The following is an 18,151-nucleotide window of genomic DNA, read 5'->3' as shown; positions in this document are numbered from 1 at the left end:
AAAATTATAGAGTTTACAAGGATTGGTATAATAGTTGTTGGTGGCTTTGTGGTCTCCTTTTTATTTAACCAAAACTCTATAGAGCTACTGCACTATAATACATTGATTATTGTTATATCACTATCAGGACTCTCTGGATTAGAGGGGATATTTTTTAGTAAACAATCAGCGAAATCTTTAGGTAGGCAAACAAATCGACCTTACCAACTACAATCTGGTGTTAATAATTTATCTGTAGCTTTAGTTGCTAGTTTTGTTTGGTATATGCAATGGGGAATCTATGCTGATGCTACTGTACTATTATGTTGCTTAACCTTTTTTACTCTATCGGCAGTTATCCATACTTGGGAGTTTTTGGCATCTAAGAATTTAACTAGAAAAAATGCTATGAGAGGAGTATTGATCTTAGGGTTACTAATTTGGCAGATACCTATTATATATAGTGCTCTGAATACTTATTCATAACCTTTCTTTTTAAGCAGTAGCTTATCTGTATTTTTATATGATTGCGGGGCAAAATCTCCCATCCATTCTTTAACTGCTTTGAAGTTCTCGATAAATGTTTGTTTATCACCATCAGATACTTTTTCAGCATTAGAGTTTACAAATTCAGCAAATTGGGCGATAGTTTGCTGTCTTTGCTTATCTGACATAATAATATCAGCATATAAGCCTGGACCTTGGCTAAAAAGTCTACCAACAATATTGAGTTCCATTTTATATACAGGGCTTGCTAGCTTAAGCATTTTTTGAATATCAACATTTTTGTGCTTAAGAAATAGACCTAGACAGTAGACACTAAAATGCTCAATACCTTGGATAAAAGTCATAGCTTCATCATGCTCTTTGGCAGTCATTTTCTCGATACTAAAGCCAATTCTTGCTAGATCATCGATAAAGTATTGATACTTATCTTGCTGTTTACCATCACAGACTACAATTACTTGATTGTCGGGAGAGCTAATAGTTGGACCAAATATGGGATGTAGCCCCACCACAGGGCCATCATAATTAGCTAACATACTATCTAAAGGTTCTTTTTTGATACTAGTATAGTCAGCTAATATAGTACCTTCAGAAAGATAGGGTATTGTTTTTTTGATAATTTCATCAGTCAAATATATTGGTACAGATAATATAATAATGTCTTGATTAGCAAGTTTTTGCTCGGGGGTTTGCCAATCACTTTCATCAAAAATAGTTAGTGCATATTCAGGTAGGAATTTGCTAAAGATATTTTGAGTCATCTGACCCATTTCACCACTACCACCAATTATACAAATTCTTTTTTGCATATTTATACCTTAAAAGTAAAAGTTACAGGACCATCATTTGTCAAAGACACTTTCATATCAGCACCAAATATTCCTGTTTGGACTTTATCATATTTATTCTTGAATATATCTACAAACTCTTTGAATTTTTCTTTTGCTATTTCAGGAGGACAACCACTACTAAAGCTTGGCCTATTACCTTTCTTTGTATCAGCAGCAAGTGTAAATTGTGGTACAAGAATTATCTCTCCATCAATATCTGCTAGAGATAAGTTCATCTTGCCTGCCTCATCTTCAAATATACGATACTTGATGATTTTATCAGTCATTTTTTCGAAGTTTTGGTGAGTGTCTTCTTTCTCAACACACACTAGTGCTAAGATACCTTTATTTATATCAGCAACTTTTTGACCATCAACTACTACATTTGCGCAGTTTACTCTTTGTATGATACTAAGCATATCAATATATTATTTTTGTTAAATCAATCCTTAAATTGTATCAAAAACATCTGTATACTCTTACAAAAATATTTGTTAAATAAAATCTCTAAATGAAAAAAATATTTCCCTTGGTTCTTTTTGTCATTTTGTATCTTTTGATATGGGATGGGCTAACTCTCTTGATTCACTCGCCTTATAGTATTTCTCCTGATACTGCAGAAAATATTATGTGGGGCATGCATCCAAGTTTAATGTATGATAAGCATCCAGGGTTAGGTGCACTATTCCTTAGACCATTTGTATTACTTTTTTCACCATTATTAGCGAATCTATTAGCAACATCTATCTGTATAGTTGTTACATGGCTCTATGTATACAAGATAATGAGGCTATATTTTGAGCATAAAGAAGCTATCTTTGTTACCTTACTATCATTATTAAGCTTTTTTTATATGGGAGAATTTTTTCTTCAATATAATCAAAATATAATACTGCTACCATTTTGGACAGCAAGTGCTTATTTTTTTATAAAAGCTATAGATTCTAATAGAACTATCTATTGGCTTTTAACTGCTTTAATAGTTGCTTTAGCAGTGTATGCTAAGTTTCAAATAGCTATAGTAGCAGTAGCAATGCTGGCGTATTTAATATTTAATTATAAAGCTTGTTACACTAAGAATATTTTGTTATCAGCTGTATTTGGTTTTGTATTACTAATACCAGGTATGGTTTCTTTGTATGAGCTTAACTTTATCACTATACATTATGCGGCAGCTAGAGTTGCTGAGCCTAATTCTAGCATGCTTTTTAATATATTTAATGGCTTATTTGATAGTATATTTCAGCTACTTAATTTTGCTGTTGCTATAGTTATTCTTGTATATTTAGCTTTTAGAAAAAATATAATAAGAGTCTACTCTAAATTATCCAATAACCAAAAAGCTATAGTTTATATAGGAGTAACGCCATATATAATCTTTTGTTTATTAGAGATGTTTAATGGAGCATTACCAACAGAGTGGTTGGTGAGTGCTACAGCATTATTTATTCCAGCTATATATATTTTTTTTAGACTAAAAACTACTAATATTTCTCTATACAAGATAGTGGTATTTGGTTTAGTTGTGAATTTAATTTATTTTATTGCATTTAATATTAGTACCTTCACAAATAATAAGATAGAGCATAACAATATTGGCAATAGTATTGCCGTAGTAGCCGATAATTTAATTAAAGATAATCACTTAGCTTACCCAGAGTATGCATCAGGAAGCTGGGATTATGGACTTTATCTGACAGCATTTATGAGTAAACACCCTAACTTTGTAAGAGAGTGGTACAAGTTAAGCTCTAAAGGCTCTATGGTTATGGTTTTCCCTGGCTGTGGTGGTGAATATGGTTATGTAGATAATGATATTAAAACACTAGGCTATACTCTGATATATAAGACGTGCCAAAATGTACAATTAACAGATAAAATAAAACCTCAAGAGAAACCTTTTACGTTCTATATTGTTGAGAAGTAGGCTTTCTTATATATGCCATAAAAATTATAACTATAATAATTACACATAAAACTGGTCCAATTATAATGGGAACCTGTTTGTCTATATGTTGACCCAAGAATCCAGAAATAAACAAGCAGATTGAAGCGCCGATTGAGCCAGACATTATCAAGAAAGAAGACACTTTAGGACTTGAGTAATTAGCATTATTTATACCATAGCCTAGAAGTGTAGGGAACATCGCCGCACATCCAAATCCTAACACTACACCGCCTAATATAAATCCATAAAGACTCTCAGCAATCAAGAATATTATAAATCCTATCAAAGTAATAAATGAACTTATCATAATATAAACAGCAGGCTTAATTCTTGTAAGTACGAATAGTCCTACAATCAATCTTGAAATGGCAATAATACCCCAAAATAAGCCGATAATAAGACCGACATCGGTGACTTTTAGATGCTTAGCTTCTTGTAAATATGGTGAGAACCAATATGAAACAATATATTCGATATATACATAAATCATTATCGCTAATGCAATCAGCACTACACTAAGATTTAGAAGTTTTGGTTTAGATGATTCGAGCTTGTTATCTATGTTATCAATTTTGATAGAACTTTTATCTTCAAATTTAGTCAAAAATATAATTACTAATAACACTAAGTATAAGCATCCCATGCCTATAAATACTGCACGCCATGAGAAGTGTTGAACTATATGACCACCAATAAAAGGTACAAATGCAGATCCTGCGCCAAAGAAGAAATTTAGAACATTTAGGCGTGATTCACTTTTGCCACTTTTAGCGTATGCTGCATGAATAGTCTGACTAACAGCAGGAACTAAAAAGCCTACACAAGTACCATTTAAAAGAGCGCACAAAGCATAGATATACAAAGGAAATCCTGCTGCTATGGTAAATTGAGCGATAAGGCCTATTATCAAGGCAATTAATAAGGTATTTCTGCAACCTAAAGAGCTCATTGTTTTTGAGCTTAAGGCGTTACCTATCAAGAGACCTAATATATTCAACACATCAATATAGACAATATGTGATACATTTACATGATAATGACTAGAAATCTGGGGTGATACTAGTCCTAATATAGCTCCAAAACCACCTGTAATAAAAGCGGCTATGAAACAAATACTTACGGCTTTTATTTTTAAGTTTTCTGGGACTATAAAAGTTGATAATTGATTACTTGTATTAATTGATGCCATTACTATACTCTCTGTTTTTTTATTCCCATATTGAACTAAGCTCATGTAGCTTGGCAGTTATATCATTTTTATTAGCTACACTTATCTGTAATGTATTTTCTATTATATTAGAAGGGTCAAATCGCATCGTAATAGACTCTTCACCTTTATTAACAAAAAGCTCTATACTAGTTGTATCTAAGAAAATATCTACACTTACATTTTGAGATGATATGTCTACTATAGAAGCCTCTGTTATAACCTCCGAGAAGTTATTTTTTACTGTTAATTGATTATTTTGATAGCTAATATTAAAGACATGATTTTGATTGGTTTTTAGAAGATTTAGTTGCCATTGCTCTTTAGAGCTAAAATCTAAATTTAGTTCTATTAGATTTGAAAGCAGAGTAATATCTTGATCGAGGTTTCTGATTTCTATAGTTTTATTTCTAAGATTTTTATAATTATCTACAGGATAAGATAAAAGTTTATCTTTGTTTATTCTAAGCTGTCTCATTAAGCTCATAGCACCAGCAGAATCTTCTTTTGCGCGATTTTTAAAATCTTCCCAACAGTTCATCCAGCCTATGGCATACCTATTACCATTAGCTTCGAAAGTTTGTGGAGCATAAAATTCCTTCGCTGAGTCTATATATCTAAGAGGAGTCTTAGGTATGAAATGTTTACCATCAAAATCACCAATATAGTAATACGATTGATAGTTAAAATCCTTTTTATCTTTAGTTTCAAATATTGACAAAATAAGAACATATTTACCATCAAGGTAAAATAGATCTGGGCACTCTAATGTTCTACCTGAGAGAGTTTTCTCTTGAAATAAGATACTATGATAAACCCAGCTCTCAGCATCATCAGATCTATACAGTACAACGCTTGGATATCCATTTGCATAGGTGCCAATAACTAGGTAGTAACAGTCAAATTTTTCATCGAACCATACTTTAGTATCTCTAAAATCATAAGAACAAAAATCTGGCTTATGATTTATTACTGTTGTGGGTTTTGAGAAGTGAATAGCATCTTTGCTTTTGATGAGATTTTGTTTTTCTATAAAGATATTTGGAGTATTGTCTAAATCTTCAAAGTGCTCTGTATAAGTCAGAAAAAGCTCATTGTTGATAACTGTAGCACTTCCTGAGAAAGCACCACCAATATATCTATCATCAAGATCGTTTTGTGGGTAAATAGCAATAGGTAGATGTTGCCAATGTACCATATCTTCAGATACTGCATGTCCCCAGTGTAGCATTGGTGTATGCTTACCATAAGGATAATGTTGATAAAACATATGATATTTACCCTTGAAGTAAACTAAGCCATTTGGATCATTTAACCAAGCTTCTTTTGCAGTGAAGTGATATTGTAGACGCTCAGTATTTCTTATATTTGAATTATCATGAGAATGACATGATTGCCATTTACCGTGTTTTAGACTAAAGCAGATACCTCCCTGCTCAAGCAAAGAATCATCATACAGCCAACCGTTCTCTATACTTATATTTTGAGTATCACAAACAATTTTTAGGATATATTCCTTATTAGCTTCTAGTAACCACTCAATATGATAATACTTAGTTTTTAATGTGGTTGTTTGGATTGGATGACATTCTACAACTGTATCATTGTGATAGAGCTTAAATTGCCCATGCTGATTGGTATTATAGTCAAAAGATATTACACAGTTAGTTTTGACATTTAGGCTAAAAGAATTTTCATCGAGTTTTGTTATAAGCATTTTCAAAACAATAAAGAAGTATATAAGAAAAGTTTAAGTGACTAAGTATCCATAGTCAATTTATAATTATTAAAACAAAATTAGGCTTACTATTTTGCACAATGTGTTATAGATTATATTGTTATAAATTTAGTAAAGAGAATTGATTTTGATAAAAGATATAAAGGTAAGGCAGTTTTCGGTATTGTGGTTTATAGAGTTATGGGAGAGATATGCTTTTTATAGCTTCCAAGCTTTATTTATGCTTTTTATAACAGCTAGTCATATTAGTGAGTCACAAGGGTATCTAATTTTTGGGATATTTGCTTCATTAATTTATATTACGCCAACCATAGGTGGATATATATCTGATAAAGTTATCGGCATAAAAAATGCTTTAGTTACTGGTGCAATTCTACTGTTATTAGGTTATGTTGTATTAGCAATGTCTAATGATCTTAAGCATATTAGCTGGGCGTTATCATTAATTATTGTTGGTAATGGTTTATTTAAGCCTGCTCCAACAGCGTTAATTTCAAAGATTTTTAATGACAATCCTTCACAGTCACATTCAGCATTTACACTTTATTATATGGGTGTAAATATAGGGAGTTTTTTAGCAATAGCATTTACTCCTATTATTGCAAAATATACTAGTTATTCATATGCTTTTATAATTTGTGTTATTGGTATGATTTTAGCATTATCAAATTATGCTTGGCGTGCAAGATTATTAAAAAATATTGAACCAGAGAATAAAAAAATAACCAATAAAACTAAAGCTCTAGTCTCATTGGTATGTTTATTACAAATAGCTATTTGTTATGCCTTATTTCAGATGACAGATATATCTCTGTATTTGATAATAGTTGTCTGTTTATTAACTTTTTTGTACATGCTGAATGATGCAAAAAATACTTCGAGTAAAAAAGAAAAAATACTACAGATAATAGGTGTAATTTTAGTAATCGAAGCAGTTATCTATTTTATTATTTATAACCAGATGTTTTCTACACTAGTTTTGTTTGCTGACCATAATGTAAATCTTAATTTGATTGGGTTTAATGTTTCTCCAGCAACTTATGCAGCACTAGACTCTTTTTGGTTAGTGGTTCTAAGTCCTATTTTGGCAATACTGTATAAGAAGAGTGTGAGTCATTTATCAATCCCTTATAAATATTCCATAGGTACAGTGATAGCTGGGATAGCTCCATTAACATTATACTTAGTGATTATGCTAACGCAGAAAAATGGCTTTATTGATGGTAATTGGATGATTATCTATTTCTTCTTTGGAGCATTAGCAGAATTGTTGGTTGCTGCTTTAGGTTTTTCTTTGATAGCGATTTATTTTAGAAAAGAGATAGTTACGCTAGGCATGGGCTTTTTTATGCTTGCATTAGCTTTTGGCGGCGCATTATCTGGTAAACTAGGTCAGCTTGTAGCTATGCCAGAAGGTAAGATTGATCCTATTATGAGTTTAAATATCTATCAAAATTACTTTTTATGGCTAGGTGTAATAACTATCATTTTAGGTATCGTATATGCTTTGGTAGCTAGACTAGCTACTAGTATAGCCAAGAAGAATAACATTTCTTTAGGATAAAATAATAATAGTTTTATAGTCTATTTATAATCTCATCGGTAAACTCTATTGTAGAAGCTAAATTAGTTCCTTGAGTGTATATATCTGAAGTTCTAAAGCCATCCTCAAGAGTCTTATTGATAGCACTTGCAATAGCTTCAGCTTCTGTTACTAAGCCAAATGAATAAGAAAGCATTAATGATGCAGATAATATCTGCGCAATTGGATTAGCTTTGCCCTGACCTTTGATGTCATAAGCAGAACCACCAGAAGGCTCATATAATCCAAAACCATCTTTATTTAAACTTATAGATGGTACTAAGCCAATAGAACCAGGTAATACAGATGCTAAATCAGAAATAATATCACCGAAAAGATTGCCAGTAACCATTACATCAAATTGACTAGGATTAAGTACCATTTGCATCGCACAATTATCAACATACATATGATTAACTTTTACACTTGGATAATCTTTAGCCACCTCATTGACAATGTTTCTCCATAGTCGAGATGTATCTAAGACATTAGCCTTATCTACAGATGTAAGTCTATTTGAACGTTGAGTAGCTCTTTCAAATGCTTGCACGACAATATTTCTAATCGTATGTTCATCATACTCAGCAATATCAGTTGCACATCTTACACCATGTTCATCTGTAAAAGTTCTATGCTCACCGAAGTAGATATCTCTAGATAGCTCTCTAAAGATTTCAATATCTGCACCATTTGCAATACGACTATCTTTTAGTGGACAAGCTTCTTTGAGTGCTGGAAAAATCTGGCTAGGACGGATGTTTATATTAAAACCAAAGTGTTTTCTAAGAGCTAGAATACTATTAGCTTCACAGCCTTGCCATTTTTCTTCATTTTGAGCTTCAACAGGCCCACCAACAGAGCCAAAAAGTATTGCATCAGAGTTTTTACATATCTCTAATGTTTCTTCTGGACAGTGACTCTTATATCTATCATAAGCTGCACCGCCAACAAGAGCTTCTATATAGTTAAATTTATGATTATATTTTTTAGCAATAGAATCAAGAACTTTGATTGCTGATTCCATTACTTCAGGTCCGATTCCATCACCTGCTAATATAGCAATATTTTTTTCCATTTTAGCCTCTTTGTGATTGTTCAAATTGTTTGATTATATCTAGATGCTCAATAAGATAAGTCATGTCATCAAGTCCTCTAATTAGGCAATCTTTACGGAAAGGATCGTAATCAAAACTATAAATACTGCCATCAACATTCACCGTTTGCTCTTGTAGATCAACAGTCATACTAAATTTTGGATCTTCTGCCTTATCACATAATTCTTTTACAGTATCTTTGTCTAATGAGATTAACAATAAGCCATTTTTAGCAGCATTATTGAAGAATATGTCAGAAAATGATGGCGCAATTATAACTTTGATACCCGCTTGAGTTAATGCCCAAACAGCATGCTCTCTTGATGAACCGCAGCCAAAATTATCTCCAGCAATCAATATTTCAGAATTAGAGTAGTCAGGGTTATTAAAAACAAAGCTACTATCTTTTTCCTTTAAGTTATGGAATAAACTTTTACCATAACCGTCTTTTGTCGTTTGAGTTAGAAAGTTAGCAGGAATAATCATATCTGTATCAATATCACTTAGCCATAAAGGAATTGCGCTAGATGTTAGTTTTTTAAAAGCTTGCATTCTTATAGTTCCTTATCTAATTTATCAACACTACAAATCTTACCCATAACAGCACTAGCAGCAACTGTTTGTGGTGAAGCAAGATGGGTTATACTTCCCTTACCTTGACGACCGATGAAGTTTCTATTTGAAGTACTAATACATCTTTGCCCTTCAGGAACTTTATCATCATTCATTGCTAAGCACATTGAGCAACCAGGCATTCTAAATTCAGCACCAGCATCAGCAAAGATCTTATCTAATCCCTCAGCTATGGCAATATTTCGTACTTGCTCTGACCCAGGAACTATATACATAGTTACATTTTTAGCGATTTTTCTGCCTTTTAAAACATTAGCCACAGCGCGCATATCTTCTATACGACCGTTAGTACAGCTACCAACAAATGCCCATTGAATCTCCTTACCTAGGATATCTTCATCGGCATTAAATTTAGTATAATCATAAGCTTGTTGAGCTAGCTTGTGTTGATGAGTAGGTATATCTTTTAAGCTTGGAATCTTAGCTGAGATACTGATAGCATGTTGAGGGTTTATTCCCCATGTAACCATTGGCTCAAGTCCTTCAATGTCAACTTTGATAGTTTTGTCATAGTGAGCATTTTCATCACTGATGAAGCTATTCCAATATTCTACAGATTTGTCAAAATCATTACCTTTAGGAGCATATTTTTTACCTTTTAGATAACTAAAAGTTTTCTCATCAGGAGAAACCAAACCAGCTCTTGCACCACATTCTATCGACATATTACATAGCGTCATACGCTCTTCCATAGTCATATCTTTGATCGCTTGGCCAACATACTCGATGACATAACCACCAGCACCACCAATACCAATATTAGCTATTAGCTTCATGATAATATCTTTAGCCGTAGCTGACTTTGAGGGTTTACCGACAAACTCTACTTTCATTGTCTTTGGTCTATATTGCAAAATACAGTTAGTAGCAAGTACATGTCCAACTTCAGATGTTCCAACACCAAACGCTAAAGCTCCAAATGCACCATGAGTTGAAGTATGAGAGTCACCACAGACAAGAGTCGAAGCAGGCAATGTGAAGCCAAGCTCTGGACCTATGACATGGACAATCCCTTGATGTTGGCTTTCAAAGTCATAAAAATCAATACCAAATTCTTTAACATTACTACGCAGTTTTTCTACTTGAGCTTGAGCAACTTTATCTTTCATTTCTAGACGATTGATAGGTGATGTCGAGATACTATGATCAACAGTTGCAATGATTGATTTTGGATTATTTATTGGAATATTTAGTTCTCTAATTCTATCGAAAGCTTGTGCAGAAGTTACTTCATGCATTAGCATTCTATCTATATATAAAATATCTGGAAAATTAGGTATTTGTTTTACAACATGAGCATCCCAGATTTTATCAATAATATTTTTTGCCATTTTATTTCCTATAATTTGTTTCTATATATAGTTTATTAGTAGCAGTAATTAAAGCTTTAAGTGAAGATATCTCAATATCTTGATCTACAGCAATCCCTTCAACGACCGGACTATTTTCACCAGTTTTGATTATAATAGTTGTTTCAGATTTAGAATTAATTCCAGCATCTTTTAATGATCTAGAGAAGTAATCTGAAATATTTATTTCTGGGATATATTCTTGAATGCCTTTTAGTAATGCTGAAAGAGCCGAATTTTCGCCACGATCTGTAATTCTATAGTCTGTATTACCAAAGAATCTTCCTTTAAGCTCAACATAGGTTTCACCATTAGATTTGCCATAATCTATAGCTGATACATGAATCGGAGATTTAATCTGTTTATAAGCCTGTATTAGCTCTTCATCTGTGATACCTTTTCTACGCTCATGATAAATATCTTTTATTTGCTGAGCTATAGCTGCTTTTTCTTTATCATCACAAATATAACCATTTTCTTCGATAATCTTCTTAGCATGATTACCACCTGATAATGGACCAAAAATAAAGCTAATTTCATTACCGACAGATTCTGGGTGAAATGGCTGGTATGCTAAAGGATTATTCAATATAGCATTTGTATGGCCACCTGAAGTATGTCTTGCTGAGTTTAGACCTGTGATAGGGTGGTGAGGTTGTCTAGATAACATTCTCTTGCCAATAAAATCTGAAATAGTTTTAAAATTAGCAATATTAATATCATTATAATAATGACAATCTTTTTGTTTACCAAAAAGGTTTATAAACATCACACATTGTTCTAATGATGCGTTACCAGCTCTTTCACCAACACCATTGATACAGCCCTCTACTTGTGTTGCAGGACCATCAAATACAGCGTTCATGGAGTTCTCTAAGGCTAATCCCAAATCATTATGACAATGTGCTGACCAGATTATATTTTTATCAGGAAATTCTTTTTTGATGATTTCTGCATGTTTAGTCATATTTTTGACAAAGTAGTTATCATTTTCACGCTCACAAGCACCACCAATAGTGTCAGGACAGTTGATAACTGTAACACCAGCAGATACCGCAGCTCTAAAAACATCTGTAACATAGTCAAAAGTATCTCCTAGTCTTGAATATCCTTCTGCACTAAACTCTACTTCAAAGCCTTGATCACTAGCTAGTTTAATTAACTCATAAACATTTTTGATATTCTGTTCGTTATCATTTTTGCTACCAAGACTAGCTTGAGCTAGATTTGGATCTACAGGCAAATACATATGTACTCTAGCTTTACCTATTGCCAATGATGGACGTAATGCATCCATAGTTATTTCTACTTGATTTTTTCTTAACTGACATAGTCCAGCAATAATCATATTAGAGTTTTTCTCAGCCATTCTTTTTGAGATAGTATTTACTATTTCAAAATCTGTATTACTTGCTGAAGGGAAGCCTGCTTCTAGGACATCGATATTTAGCTTATCTGCAAGATCTGCATACGCAATATTATCTTCAAAAGACATCCCAGCTCCAGGAGACTGTTGTCCATCTCTAAGAGTTGTATCAAAAATATAAATTTTCTTTTTATCCATTTCACAGGCTCCTATACATAAGTTAAAGCATCTTTATAAGCTTCGCCTTGTTTAAGTTTTTCGAAGACTTCTTTTATTTGATTAGTTATAGTGTAATCTGAGCGTCTTAATTTATTATCATCAATACTTGCCACAGGAGTGATTTCAGCAGCAGTTCCACAGAAAAACACCTCATCTGCATTTATTAGCTCATCAACTTTAAACAAGCGTTCTGTAACTTTATAGCCTAAATCTTTAGCAATTTGGATTATAAGCTTACGAGTTATCCCATCTAGTATGGTTCCTAATGGGGTTGTTATAACTTCATTATCTTTTATAAAAAAGACATTCATTGCAGCACCTTCAGCTACATTGCCATCAGCATCTAGAAGTAGAGATTCATGATAATGTGTACCAAGAGTTTCTCTAGAAGCTAATATACTGTTGACATAATGACCACCAATTTTCGCATCACAGACAGTAGAGCGTGGATGAATTCTAATATATTTACTAACTTTGATATCTACTTTATCAGCCGCCATATATTTACCCATATCAATACAATAGATGGTGATATCAACAGGATGGTCTTTCGCAGGTAAAACACTAACACCGCCCTCAGCAAAATATGCTAAAGGTCTTATATAGCAAGATTTTTTGCCGCTAGCTTTGACAGTATCTAATACAGCTTGACATAGCTCATCAAGAGTATATTTGCATGTCATACCTAGGACATTCATTGAGTACATGAATCTTTGCATATGTTCTTTTAGCTTTAAGACACCTACACCATTAGGAGTATCATAAGCTCGTATGCCTTCAAATACAGATGACCCGTAGTGTAAAGAATGAGTGTTTATACCAACTTTTGCTTCTTCATAGGAGATTATCTCGCCATTTTTCCAAATTTTATCTATCATATTGACCCTCGATATTTTGTAATTATTTAAAATATATTTTTATGCAACAATGTCTAAAATTATAGACAGAGGAGTTTTGTGCTGAGGGAGAGGAGTGCTTGAGAAGAATTACTTTGAGATTTGATTTTTTGAGAAAACATAGCAGTGACTAAACTGCCACTGCCGAATGCTTCGACAGTAGAGAAATTATTCCCTTTTTGTCTTCGTATCTGCATACATGAATCTACTTTTTTATGCATTTTCCCTTAGCTTTTGATTAAAGGATATTTCATTTAAAATATCGCTATATAAAACTCAATATAGTTATTGTAGCCATATAATATTTTAGAGTAAACCTTGATTTAGCTTTAGTAGTGAAATTTTTTGAAAGGGAAGAATTTAAAAGATAGTTAATTATCTACGGTCAGCATAAATTTTTGCTTGAGCAGCTGATAGTCTTGCTATAGGAACTCTAAAAGGAGAACAAGATACATAATCAAGATCCAAGTCATGACAGAAACCAACAGAATATGGTTCACCACCATGCTCACCACATATACCCATTTTAGCATTAGGGTTAACAGCTTTGACACCTTCTTTAGCGATTTCCATTAGCTTACCAACCCCTTTAGGATCTAGTCTAGCAAATGGATCGAAGCTTAAAATACCTTTCTCAAGATAGTCTTTAATAAACTTGTTAGCATCGTCTCTACTGAAACCGAAAGTCATCTGAGTTAAGTCATTTGTACCAAATGAGAAGAACTCACTACCAGCTTCAGCAAGCATACCAGCACCAATAGCGCCACGTGGAGTTTCTAACATTACACCAACTTTATAGTCAATATCGATTTTTTCACGCTTAAGAATTGTATCAGCAACTTCTCTAACAATACCACTTAGCAGTTTGAATTCACCTAATGTACTAACTAGTGGAATCATAAGCTCAGGTTTAACTTCAATTCCCATACGCTTACTTGATATTGCTGCATAGATGATAGCTTTAGTTTGCATTTCGATGATTTCTGGATATGTTACAGCAAGTCTACAACCTCTATGACCCATCATAGGGTTCATCTCACTTAGAGCTTCTATACGAGCTTCCAACTCACTATAACTAATATTGAACTCACGTGCTAAATCATCAATCTCATCCGCTTCGTGAGGTAAGAACTCATGTAAAGGAGGATCTATAAATCTTATAGTTACAGCTAAATTATCCATAGCTTCAAAAAGCTCTTCAAAATCTTGTTGCTGTACTGGAAGTAGCTTATCTAAAGCTCTTTGTCTTTCTTTTTTATCTTTAGCAAGGATCATTTGTCTAACATAAGAGATACGATCTTCTTCAAAGAACATATGCTCTGTACGGCATAAGCCAATACCTTCAGCTCCAAATGCTCTTGCGATAGAGGCATCTTTATAAGTATCAGCATTACATCTAACACGAAGTTTACGTACGCTATCAACGAATTTCATAAACTCTTCAAAGTCTTGAGTAACCTCAGGATCAACAGTTTTTATAATACCTCTATATACAGTACCTTTTGTCCCATCAAGTGATAAATAATCACCCTCAGAGAATACTTGACCTCTCTCGAATGTAATAGTTTTCTTATCTTCGTCGATTCTTGCTGTCTCTAGTCCAGATACACAACATTTACCCATACCACGAGCTACTACAGCAGCGTGAGATGTCATACCACCACGTAGAGTTAAGATACCATGACAAGCATTCATACCTGCTATGTCTTCAGGGGATGTTTCGATTCTTACTAGGATAGTTTTTTCTTCACCACGAGCTTTTGCAGCTAGCAATGATTCAACATCAAAATATATTCTACCACTTGCAGCACCTGGTGAAGCACCTAATGCAGAACCAAGAGGGCGCTTAGAAGCAAGAGCTTTCTCATCAAATTTAGGATGTAGTAATTGTTCTAATAAATGAGGCTCAACCATCATCACAGCTTCTTGGTTTGTGATTAGACCTTCTTTAGCCATATCAACAGCGATTTTTAAAGCTGCTTTTGCAGTTCTTTTACCATTTCTTGTTTGTAGCATGAAAAGCTTACCATCTTCGATAGTAAACTCCATATCTTGCATATCTTTGTATACTTTTTCTAAGTTTTTAGCAATTTTTACAAAATCATTAAAAACTTCTGGCATTTTGTCTTTCAAAGTTGAAATATGTGCAGGTGTTCTTGTTCCTGCAACTACATCTTCACCTTGAGCATTAATTAGGTACTCACCAAAAAGTTCATTCTCACCAGTAGAAGGGTTTCTTGTAAAAGCAACACCTGTGCCAGAATTATTACCAGAGTTACCATAAACCATTTCTTGGACGTTAACAGCAGTACCCCAGTTATTCGAGATATTATTGATTTCTCTATATATAATTGCTCTTTCAGCATTCCATGATCTAAATACAGCTTCCACAGCTGCTAAAAGTTGCTCGACAGGATCTGTAGGAAATTCTTTGCCAACTAGATCTTTGTAGATTTTCTTATATTCTGCAACAATATCTTTGTAGTCCTGAGCACTTAGATCACAATCGTTTTTGACATTTCGTTTTTCTTTTTTATCATCGAGTATTTTATCGAAAGGTTTTTTCTCACAGTCCATAACAACATCTGCAAACATCATTATGAATCTTCTGTAGCTGTCGTAAACAAACTGCTCGTTATTTGTCTTTGCTACCATAGCTCTTGCAACCTCATCATTTAGACCAAGGTTTAGAACTGTGTCCATCATACCTGGCATAGAAACTCTAGCACCAGAACGCACGGATACAAGTAGTGGATTACTTCCACCACCAAAAGTTTTGCCTGTTCTTTTTTCTAAATCTGCAACATTTGCAAAAATTTGTTCTTTAACCTGATTATTTAGTTTTTGACGGTCATCATAGTATTTTAGGCATGCTTCTGTAGTTACTGTAAAACCATCTGGTACAGGCAATCCACTATTTAGCATTTCACTAAGATTAGCTCCTTTACCACCTAACAAATCACGCATAGACTTATTACCTTCGCTAAAGGCATAGACAAACTTCGACATAAAAACTCCTCTCAAGTTTTTCATAAAATTAATTTGAAACTAAGCATACTCTCAAGTATACCTAATCTTCATCATAACACATTTATCTAAATAGATTAAAGATTTTTTGAAATGTGATGAAAAAAAGACTTATAATTGCAGTGATGGGTATTCGCAGATGGCAATGATTTTATAAAATAGAAAATATAAGTATAAAATAGTATTAAAGCTAGTTTAGAGTTAAAGGTTATATAGATAGTAGCTTTTGTCTATAGAATTTCAATTCATTTATAGACTCTCGAATATCATCTAAAGCCTTATGTGTAGATTTTTTATAGAAACTTTCACCATCGCCCCAATATTCATTAAGAAGCTTCAAGCTCGTAACATCAAGCATTCTATAGTGACAATAGTCATCTATGTTAGGCATATATTTTGCTAAGAATCTTCTATCCTGCCATATTGAATTACCGCACAAAGGAGAGCTTTGATATGGTACATACTCTTTTATAAACTCAAGAATTTTTTGCTCAGCTTGTTTCAAAGAGGTTTTACTATCTTTTACTCTCTGAGTTAGACCAGTTTCACCGTGAACTTTTATACACCATTCATTCATTGAGTTTAAAATTTCATCCGACTGATGAATTGCAATTGGTTCAGCCTCAGCAATTATATTTAGATTTTTATCTGTGATAATTGCAGCTATCTCAATAATTCTACAATTATCGACATCTAAACCTGTCATCTCAAGATCAATCCAGACTAGATTATCTGTAGATTGCATGTGGTTAATCCTTTACTCTAGATACATAAGTTGAAGTTCTAGTATCAACTTTTATAATTTCGCCAGTTTGTACAAAAAGAGGTACGCGTACTACAGCGCCTGTTGATAATGTTGCTGGCTTACCACCTGTACCTGCTGTATCACCTTTAAGACCCGGATCTGTTTCAACAATTTCAAGATTAACAAAGTTCGGAGCAATTATTGAGATAGGCTGACCATTGAATAGTATTATTTGATATTCATCTTGGTCTTTGAGCCATTTCTTTGTTTCACCAAGAGCTTCTTGAGAAACCATATATTGTTCAAAAGTTTCTGGATGCATAAAAACATAGCTATCTCCGTCAAAATAAGAGTAAACCGCGTTTAACTCTTCAACATCAGCAGCCTCAACAGATTCTCCAGATTTAAAAGTTTTTTCAACTACTCTATCATTTAATAGGTTTTTTAGTTTAACTCTATTAAAAGCTTGTCCTTTACCAGGTTTTACAAATTCATTTTCAACAATAACCATAGGGTTACCATCAATTAGAATCTTTAAGCCGCCTTTAAACTCATTTGTACTATAACTAGCCATTTTTAATCCTTATTTAGTTTGATGTAATATTTTTAATTCCAACATTCAGAGGGTGTTTTATTTATGATACCACCGTCAACTTCAAGCTCTATATTTCTACATGGAGTATCCGCTGTTTGTGAGTTCTGTGCTACTGCAGTTATTACATAGCTTACATTTGGACATTCAGATTCCCCAGAACAGTATGAAAGTAGATAGTAACCATTTGCAGTATTCTCATGATAGAAGCTACTTATGCTACTACCAGAGGGAAATGATCCAAAACGGATCTCAAAATTATCAGCAGCACTTGCTGCTGAAAGTAGCTCAGCTGTTGCTTCTGATCTATGGTTTTTTAGTATGTGGTTGTTGTACATTGGTAAGCCAATTGATGCAAGAATTGCTATTATTGCAATCACTACCATCAGTTCAACCAACGAAAATCCATTATTCCTATTTGCTAGCATATTAATGGTAC

General features: G+C 33.3%; 16 protein-coding genes. 3 read left to right on the top strand and 13 right to left on the bottom strand.

All coding sequences use genetic code 11. From position 1 onward, the window contains the following. Positions 1-48: 48 nt before the first annotated feature. The gene (locus FTPG_RS02295) at positions 49-465 is read left to right on the top strand and encodes a DUF6790 family protein (RefSeq protein ID WP_004286802.1); all 417 of its coding nucleotides are present in this window, start codon (positions 49-51) and stop codon (positions 463-465) included. Here the strand turns inward: FTPG_RS02295 and tyrA are convergent. Next, positions 456-1,295, bottom strand: a complete 840-nt coding sequence (tyrA, locus tag FTPG_RS02290) for a bifunctional chorismate mutase/prephenate dehydrogenase (RefSeq protein WP_004286801.1) — start codon at positions 1,293-1,295, stop codon at positions 456-458. The genes FTPG_RS02295 and tyrA overlap by 10 nt on opposite strands. A 2-nt stretch (positions 1,296-1,297) precedes the next feature. Next, positions 1,298-1,735, bottom strand: coding sequence for a D-aminoacyl-tRNA deacylase (dtd, locus tag FTPG_RS02285; protein WP_004286800.1), 438 nt, complete (start codon positions 1,733-1,735; stop codon positions 1,298-1,300). A 92-nt stretch (positions 1,736-1,827) separates the two neighbouring features. Between dtd and FTPG_RS02280 the strand changes: the two genes are divergently transcribed. Then, entirely contained in the window at positions 1,828-3,243 is a 1,416-nt protein-coding gene (locus tag FTPG_RS02280; RefSeq protein ID WP_004286799.1) for a glycosyltransferase family 39 protein, read from the top strand. Here the strand turns inward: FTPG_RS02280 and FTPG_RS02275 are convergent. Together FTPG_RS02275 and FTPG_RS02270 are read right to left on the bottom strand one after the other, a co-directional pair. Further along, entirely contained in the window at positions 3,218-4,453 is a 1,236-nt protein-coding gene (locus tag FTPG_RS02275) for an MFS transporter (protein ID WP_004286798.1), read from the bottom strand. The genes FTPG_RS02280 and FTPG_RS02275 overlap by 26 nt on opposite strands. A gap of 19 nt (positions 4,454-4,472) precedes the next feature. Then, positions 4,473-6,188: a glycoside hydrolase family 32 protein gene (locus FTPG_RS02270; RefSeq protein ID WP_004286797.1), complete on the bottom strand. Its 1,716-nt coding sequence runs from the start codon at positions 6,186-6,188 to the stop codon at positions 4,473-4,475. 148 nt (positions 6,189-6,336) lie between these two features. On the opposite strand from FTPG_RS02270, the gene FTPG_RS02265 reads away from it, so the two are divergent. Beyond that, a complete protein-coding gene (locus tag FTPG_RS02265; protein WP_035722148.1) occupies positions 6,337-7,773 on the top strand; it encodes a peptide MFS transporter in 1,437 nt (478 codons plus the stop codon). A gap of 13 nt (positions 7,774-7,786) precedes the next feature. Here the strand turns inward: FTPG_RS02265 and leuB are convergent, their stop codons facing one another. The 9 genes from leuB to FTPG_RS02220 form a co-directional block, all read right to left on the bottom strand. Beyond that, positions 7,787-8,866 (bottom strand): 3-isopropylmalate dehydrogenase, encoded by a 1,080-nt coding sequence (gene leuB / locus FTPG_RS02260; protein WP_004286795.1) that lies wholly within the window; start codon positions 8,864-8,866, stop codon positions 7,787-7,789. Between the two features lies 1 nt (position 8,867). Beyond that, positions 8,868-9,437 (bottom strand): 3-isopropylmalate dehydratase small subunit, encoded by a 570-nt coding sequence (leuD, locus tag FTPG_RS02255; protein WP_004286794.1) that lies wholly within the window; start codon positions 9,435-9,437, stop codon positions 8,868-8,870. 2 nt (positions 9,438-9,439) lie between these two features. Further along, the gene (leuC, locus tag FTPG_RS02250; protein WP_004286793.1) at positions 9,440-10,849 is read right to left on the bottom strand and encodes a 3-isopropylmalate dehydratase large subunit; all 1,410 of its coding nucleotides are present in this window, start codon (positions 10,847-10,849) and stop codon (positions 9,440-9,442) included. Between the two features lies 1 nt (position 10,850). Beyond that, complete coding sequence (locus FTPG_RS02245) at positions 10,851-12,431, bottom strand: homocitrate synthase/isopropylmalate synthase family protein (RefSeq protein ID WP_004286792.1); 1,581 nt, start codon at positions 12,429-12,431, stop codon at positions 10,851-10,853. Positions 12,432-12,442: 11 nt separating this feature from the next. Beyond that, positions 12,443-13,330: a branched-chain amino acid transaminase gene (locus tag FTPG_RS02240; protein ID WP_004286791.1), complete on the bottom strand. Its 888-nt coding sequence runs from the start codon at positions 13,328-13,330 to the stop codon at positions 12,443-12,445. A 393-nt stretch (positions 13,331-13,723) separates the two neighbouring features. Continuing rightward, positions 13,724-16,357 carry a pyruvate, phosphate dikinase gene (ppdK, locus tag FTPG_RS02235; RefSeq protein ID WP_035722144.1) on the bottom strand — a complete coding sequence of 878 codons (2,634 nt, stop codon included), beginning with the start codon at positions 16,355-16,357 and terminating at the stop codon, positions 13,724-13,726. 226 nt (positions 16,358-16,583) lie between these two features. Then, the gene (gene orn / locus FTPG_RS02230) at positions 16,584-17,120 is read right to left on the bottom strand and encodes an oligoribonuclease (protein WP_004286788.1); all 537 of its coding nucleotides are present in this window, start codon (positions 17,118-17,120) and stop codon (positions 16,584-16,586) included. Positions 17,121-17,124: 4 nt separating this feature from the next. Beyond that, the gene (gene efp / locus FTPG_RS02225) at positions 17,125-17,694 is read right to left on the bottom strand and encodes an elongation factor P (RefSeq protein WP_004286787.1); all 570 of its coding nucleotides are present in this window, start codon (positions 17,692-17,694) and stop codon (positions 17,125-17,127) included. A gap of 32 nt (positions 17,695-17,726) precedes the next feature. After that, the gene (locus FTPG_RS02220; protein WP_004286786.1) at positions 17,727-18,140 is read right to left on the bottom strand and encodes a type IV pilin protein; all 414 of its coding nucleotides are present in this window, start codon (positions 18,138-18,140) and stop codon (positions 17,727-17,729) included. Between the last annotated feature and the right edge of the window lie 11 nt (positions 18,141-18,151).

Origin of the sequence: Francisella philomiragia subsp. philomiragia ATCC 25015 (assembly GCF_000156715.1) — a bacterium.
In the GTDB taxonomy this organism is placed as follows: domain Bacteria; phylum Pseudomonadota; class Gammaproteobacteria; order Francisellales; family Francisellaceae; genus Francisella; species Francisella philomiragia.
Note: the sequence above shows the minus strand (reverse complement) of the source record. Positions and strands in the feature narration are given on the sequence as shown.

Coding starts and splice junctions, on each gene's coding strand:
- tyrA (WP_004286801.1), bottom strand. CDS start 1,295: ATGCAAAAAAGAATTTGTATAATTGGTGGTAGTGGTGAAATGGGTCAG.
- dtd (WP_004286800.1), bottom strand. CDS start 1,735: ATGCTTAGTATCATACAAAGAGTAAACTGCGCAAATGTAGTAGTTGAT.
- FTPG_RS02280 (WP_004286799.1), top strand. CDS start 1,828: ATGAAAAAAATATTTCCCTTGGTTCTTTTTGTCATTTTGTATCTTTTG.
- FTPG_RS02275 (WP_004286798.1), bottom strand. CDS start 4,453: ATGGCATCAATTAATACAAGTAATCAATTATCAACTTTTATAGTCCCA.
- FTPG_RS02270 (WP_004286797.1), bottom strand. CDS start 6,188: ATGCTTATAACAAAACTCGATGAAAATTCTTTTAGCCTAAATGTCAAA.
- leuB (WP_004286795.1), bottom strand. CDS start 8,866: ATGGAAAAAAATATTGCTATATTAGCAGGTGATGGAATCGGACCTGAA.
- leuD (WP_004286794.1), bottom strand. CDS start 9,437: ATGCAAGCTTTTAAAAAACTAACATCTAGCGCAATTCCTTTATGGCTA.
- leuC (WP_004286793.1), bottom strand. CDS start 10,849: ATGGCAAAAAATATTATTGATAAAATCTGGGATGCTCATGTTGTAAAA.
- FTPG_RS02245 (WP_004286792.1), bottom strand. CDS start 12,431: ATGGATAAAAAGAAAATTTATATTTTTGATACAACTCTTAGAGATGGA.
- FTPG_RS02240 (WP_004286791.1), bottom strand. CDS start 13,330: ATGATAGATAAAATTTGGAAAAATGGCGAGATAATCTCCTATGAAGAA.
- ppdK (WP_035722144.1), bottom strand. CDS start 16,357: ATGTCGAAGTTTGTCTATGCCTTTAGCGAAGGTAATAAGTCTATGCGT.
- orn (WP_004286788.1), bottom strand. CDS start 17,120: ATGCAATCTACAGATAATCTAGTCTGGATTGATCTTGAGATGACAGGT.
- efp (WP_004286787.1), bottom strand. CDS start 17,694: ATGGCTAGTTATAGTACAAATGAGTTTAAAGGCGGCTTAAAGATTCTA.
- FTPG_RS02220 (WP_004286786.1), bottom strand. CDS start 18,140: ATGCTAGCAAATAGGAATAATGGATTTTCGTTGGTTGAACTGATGGTA.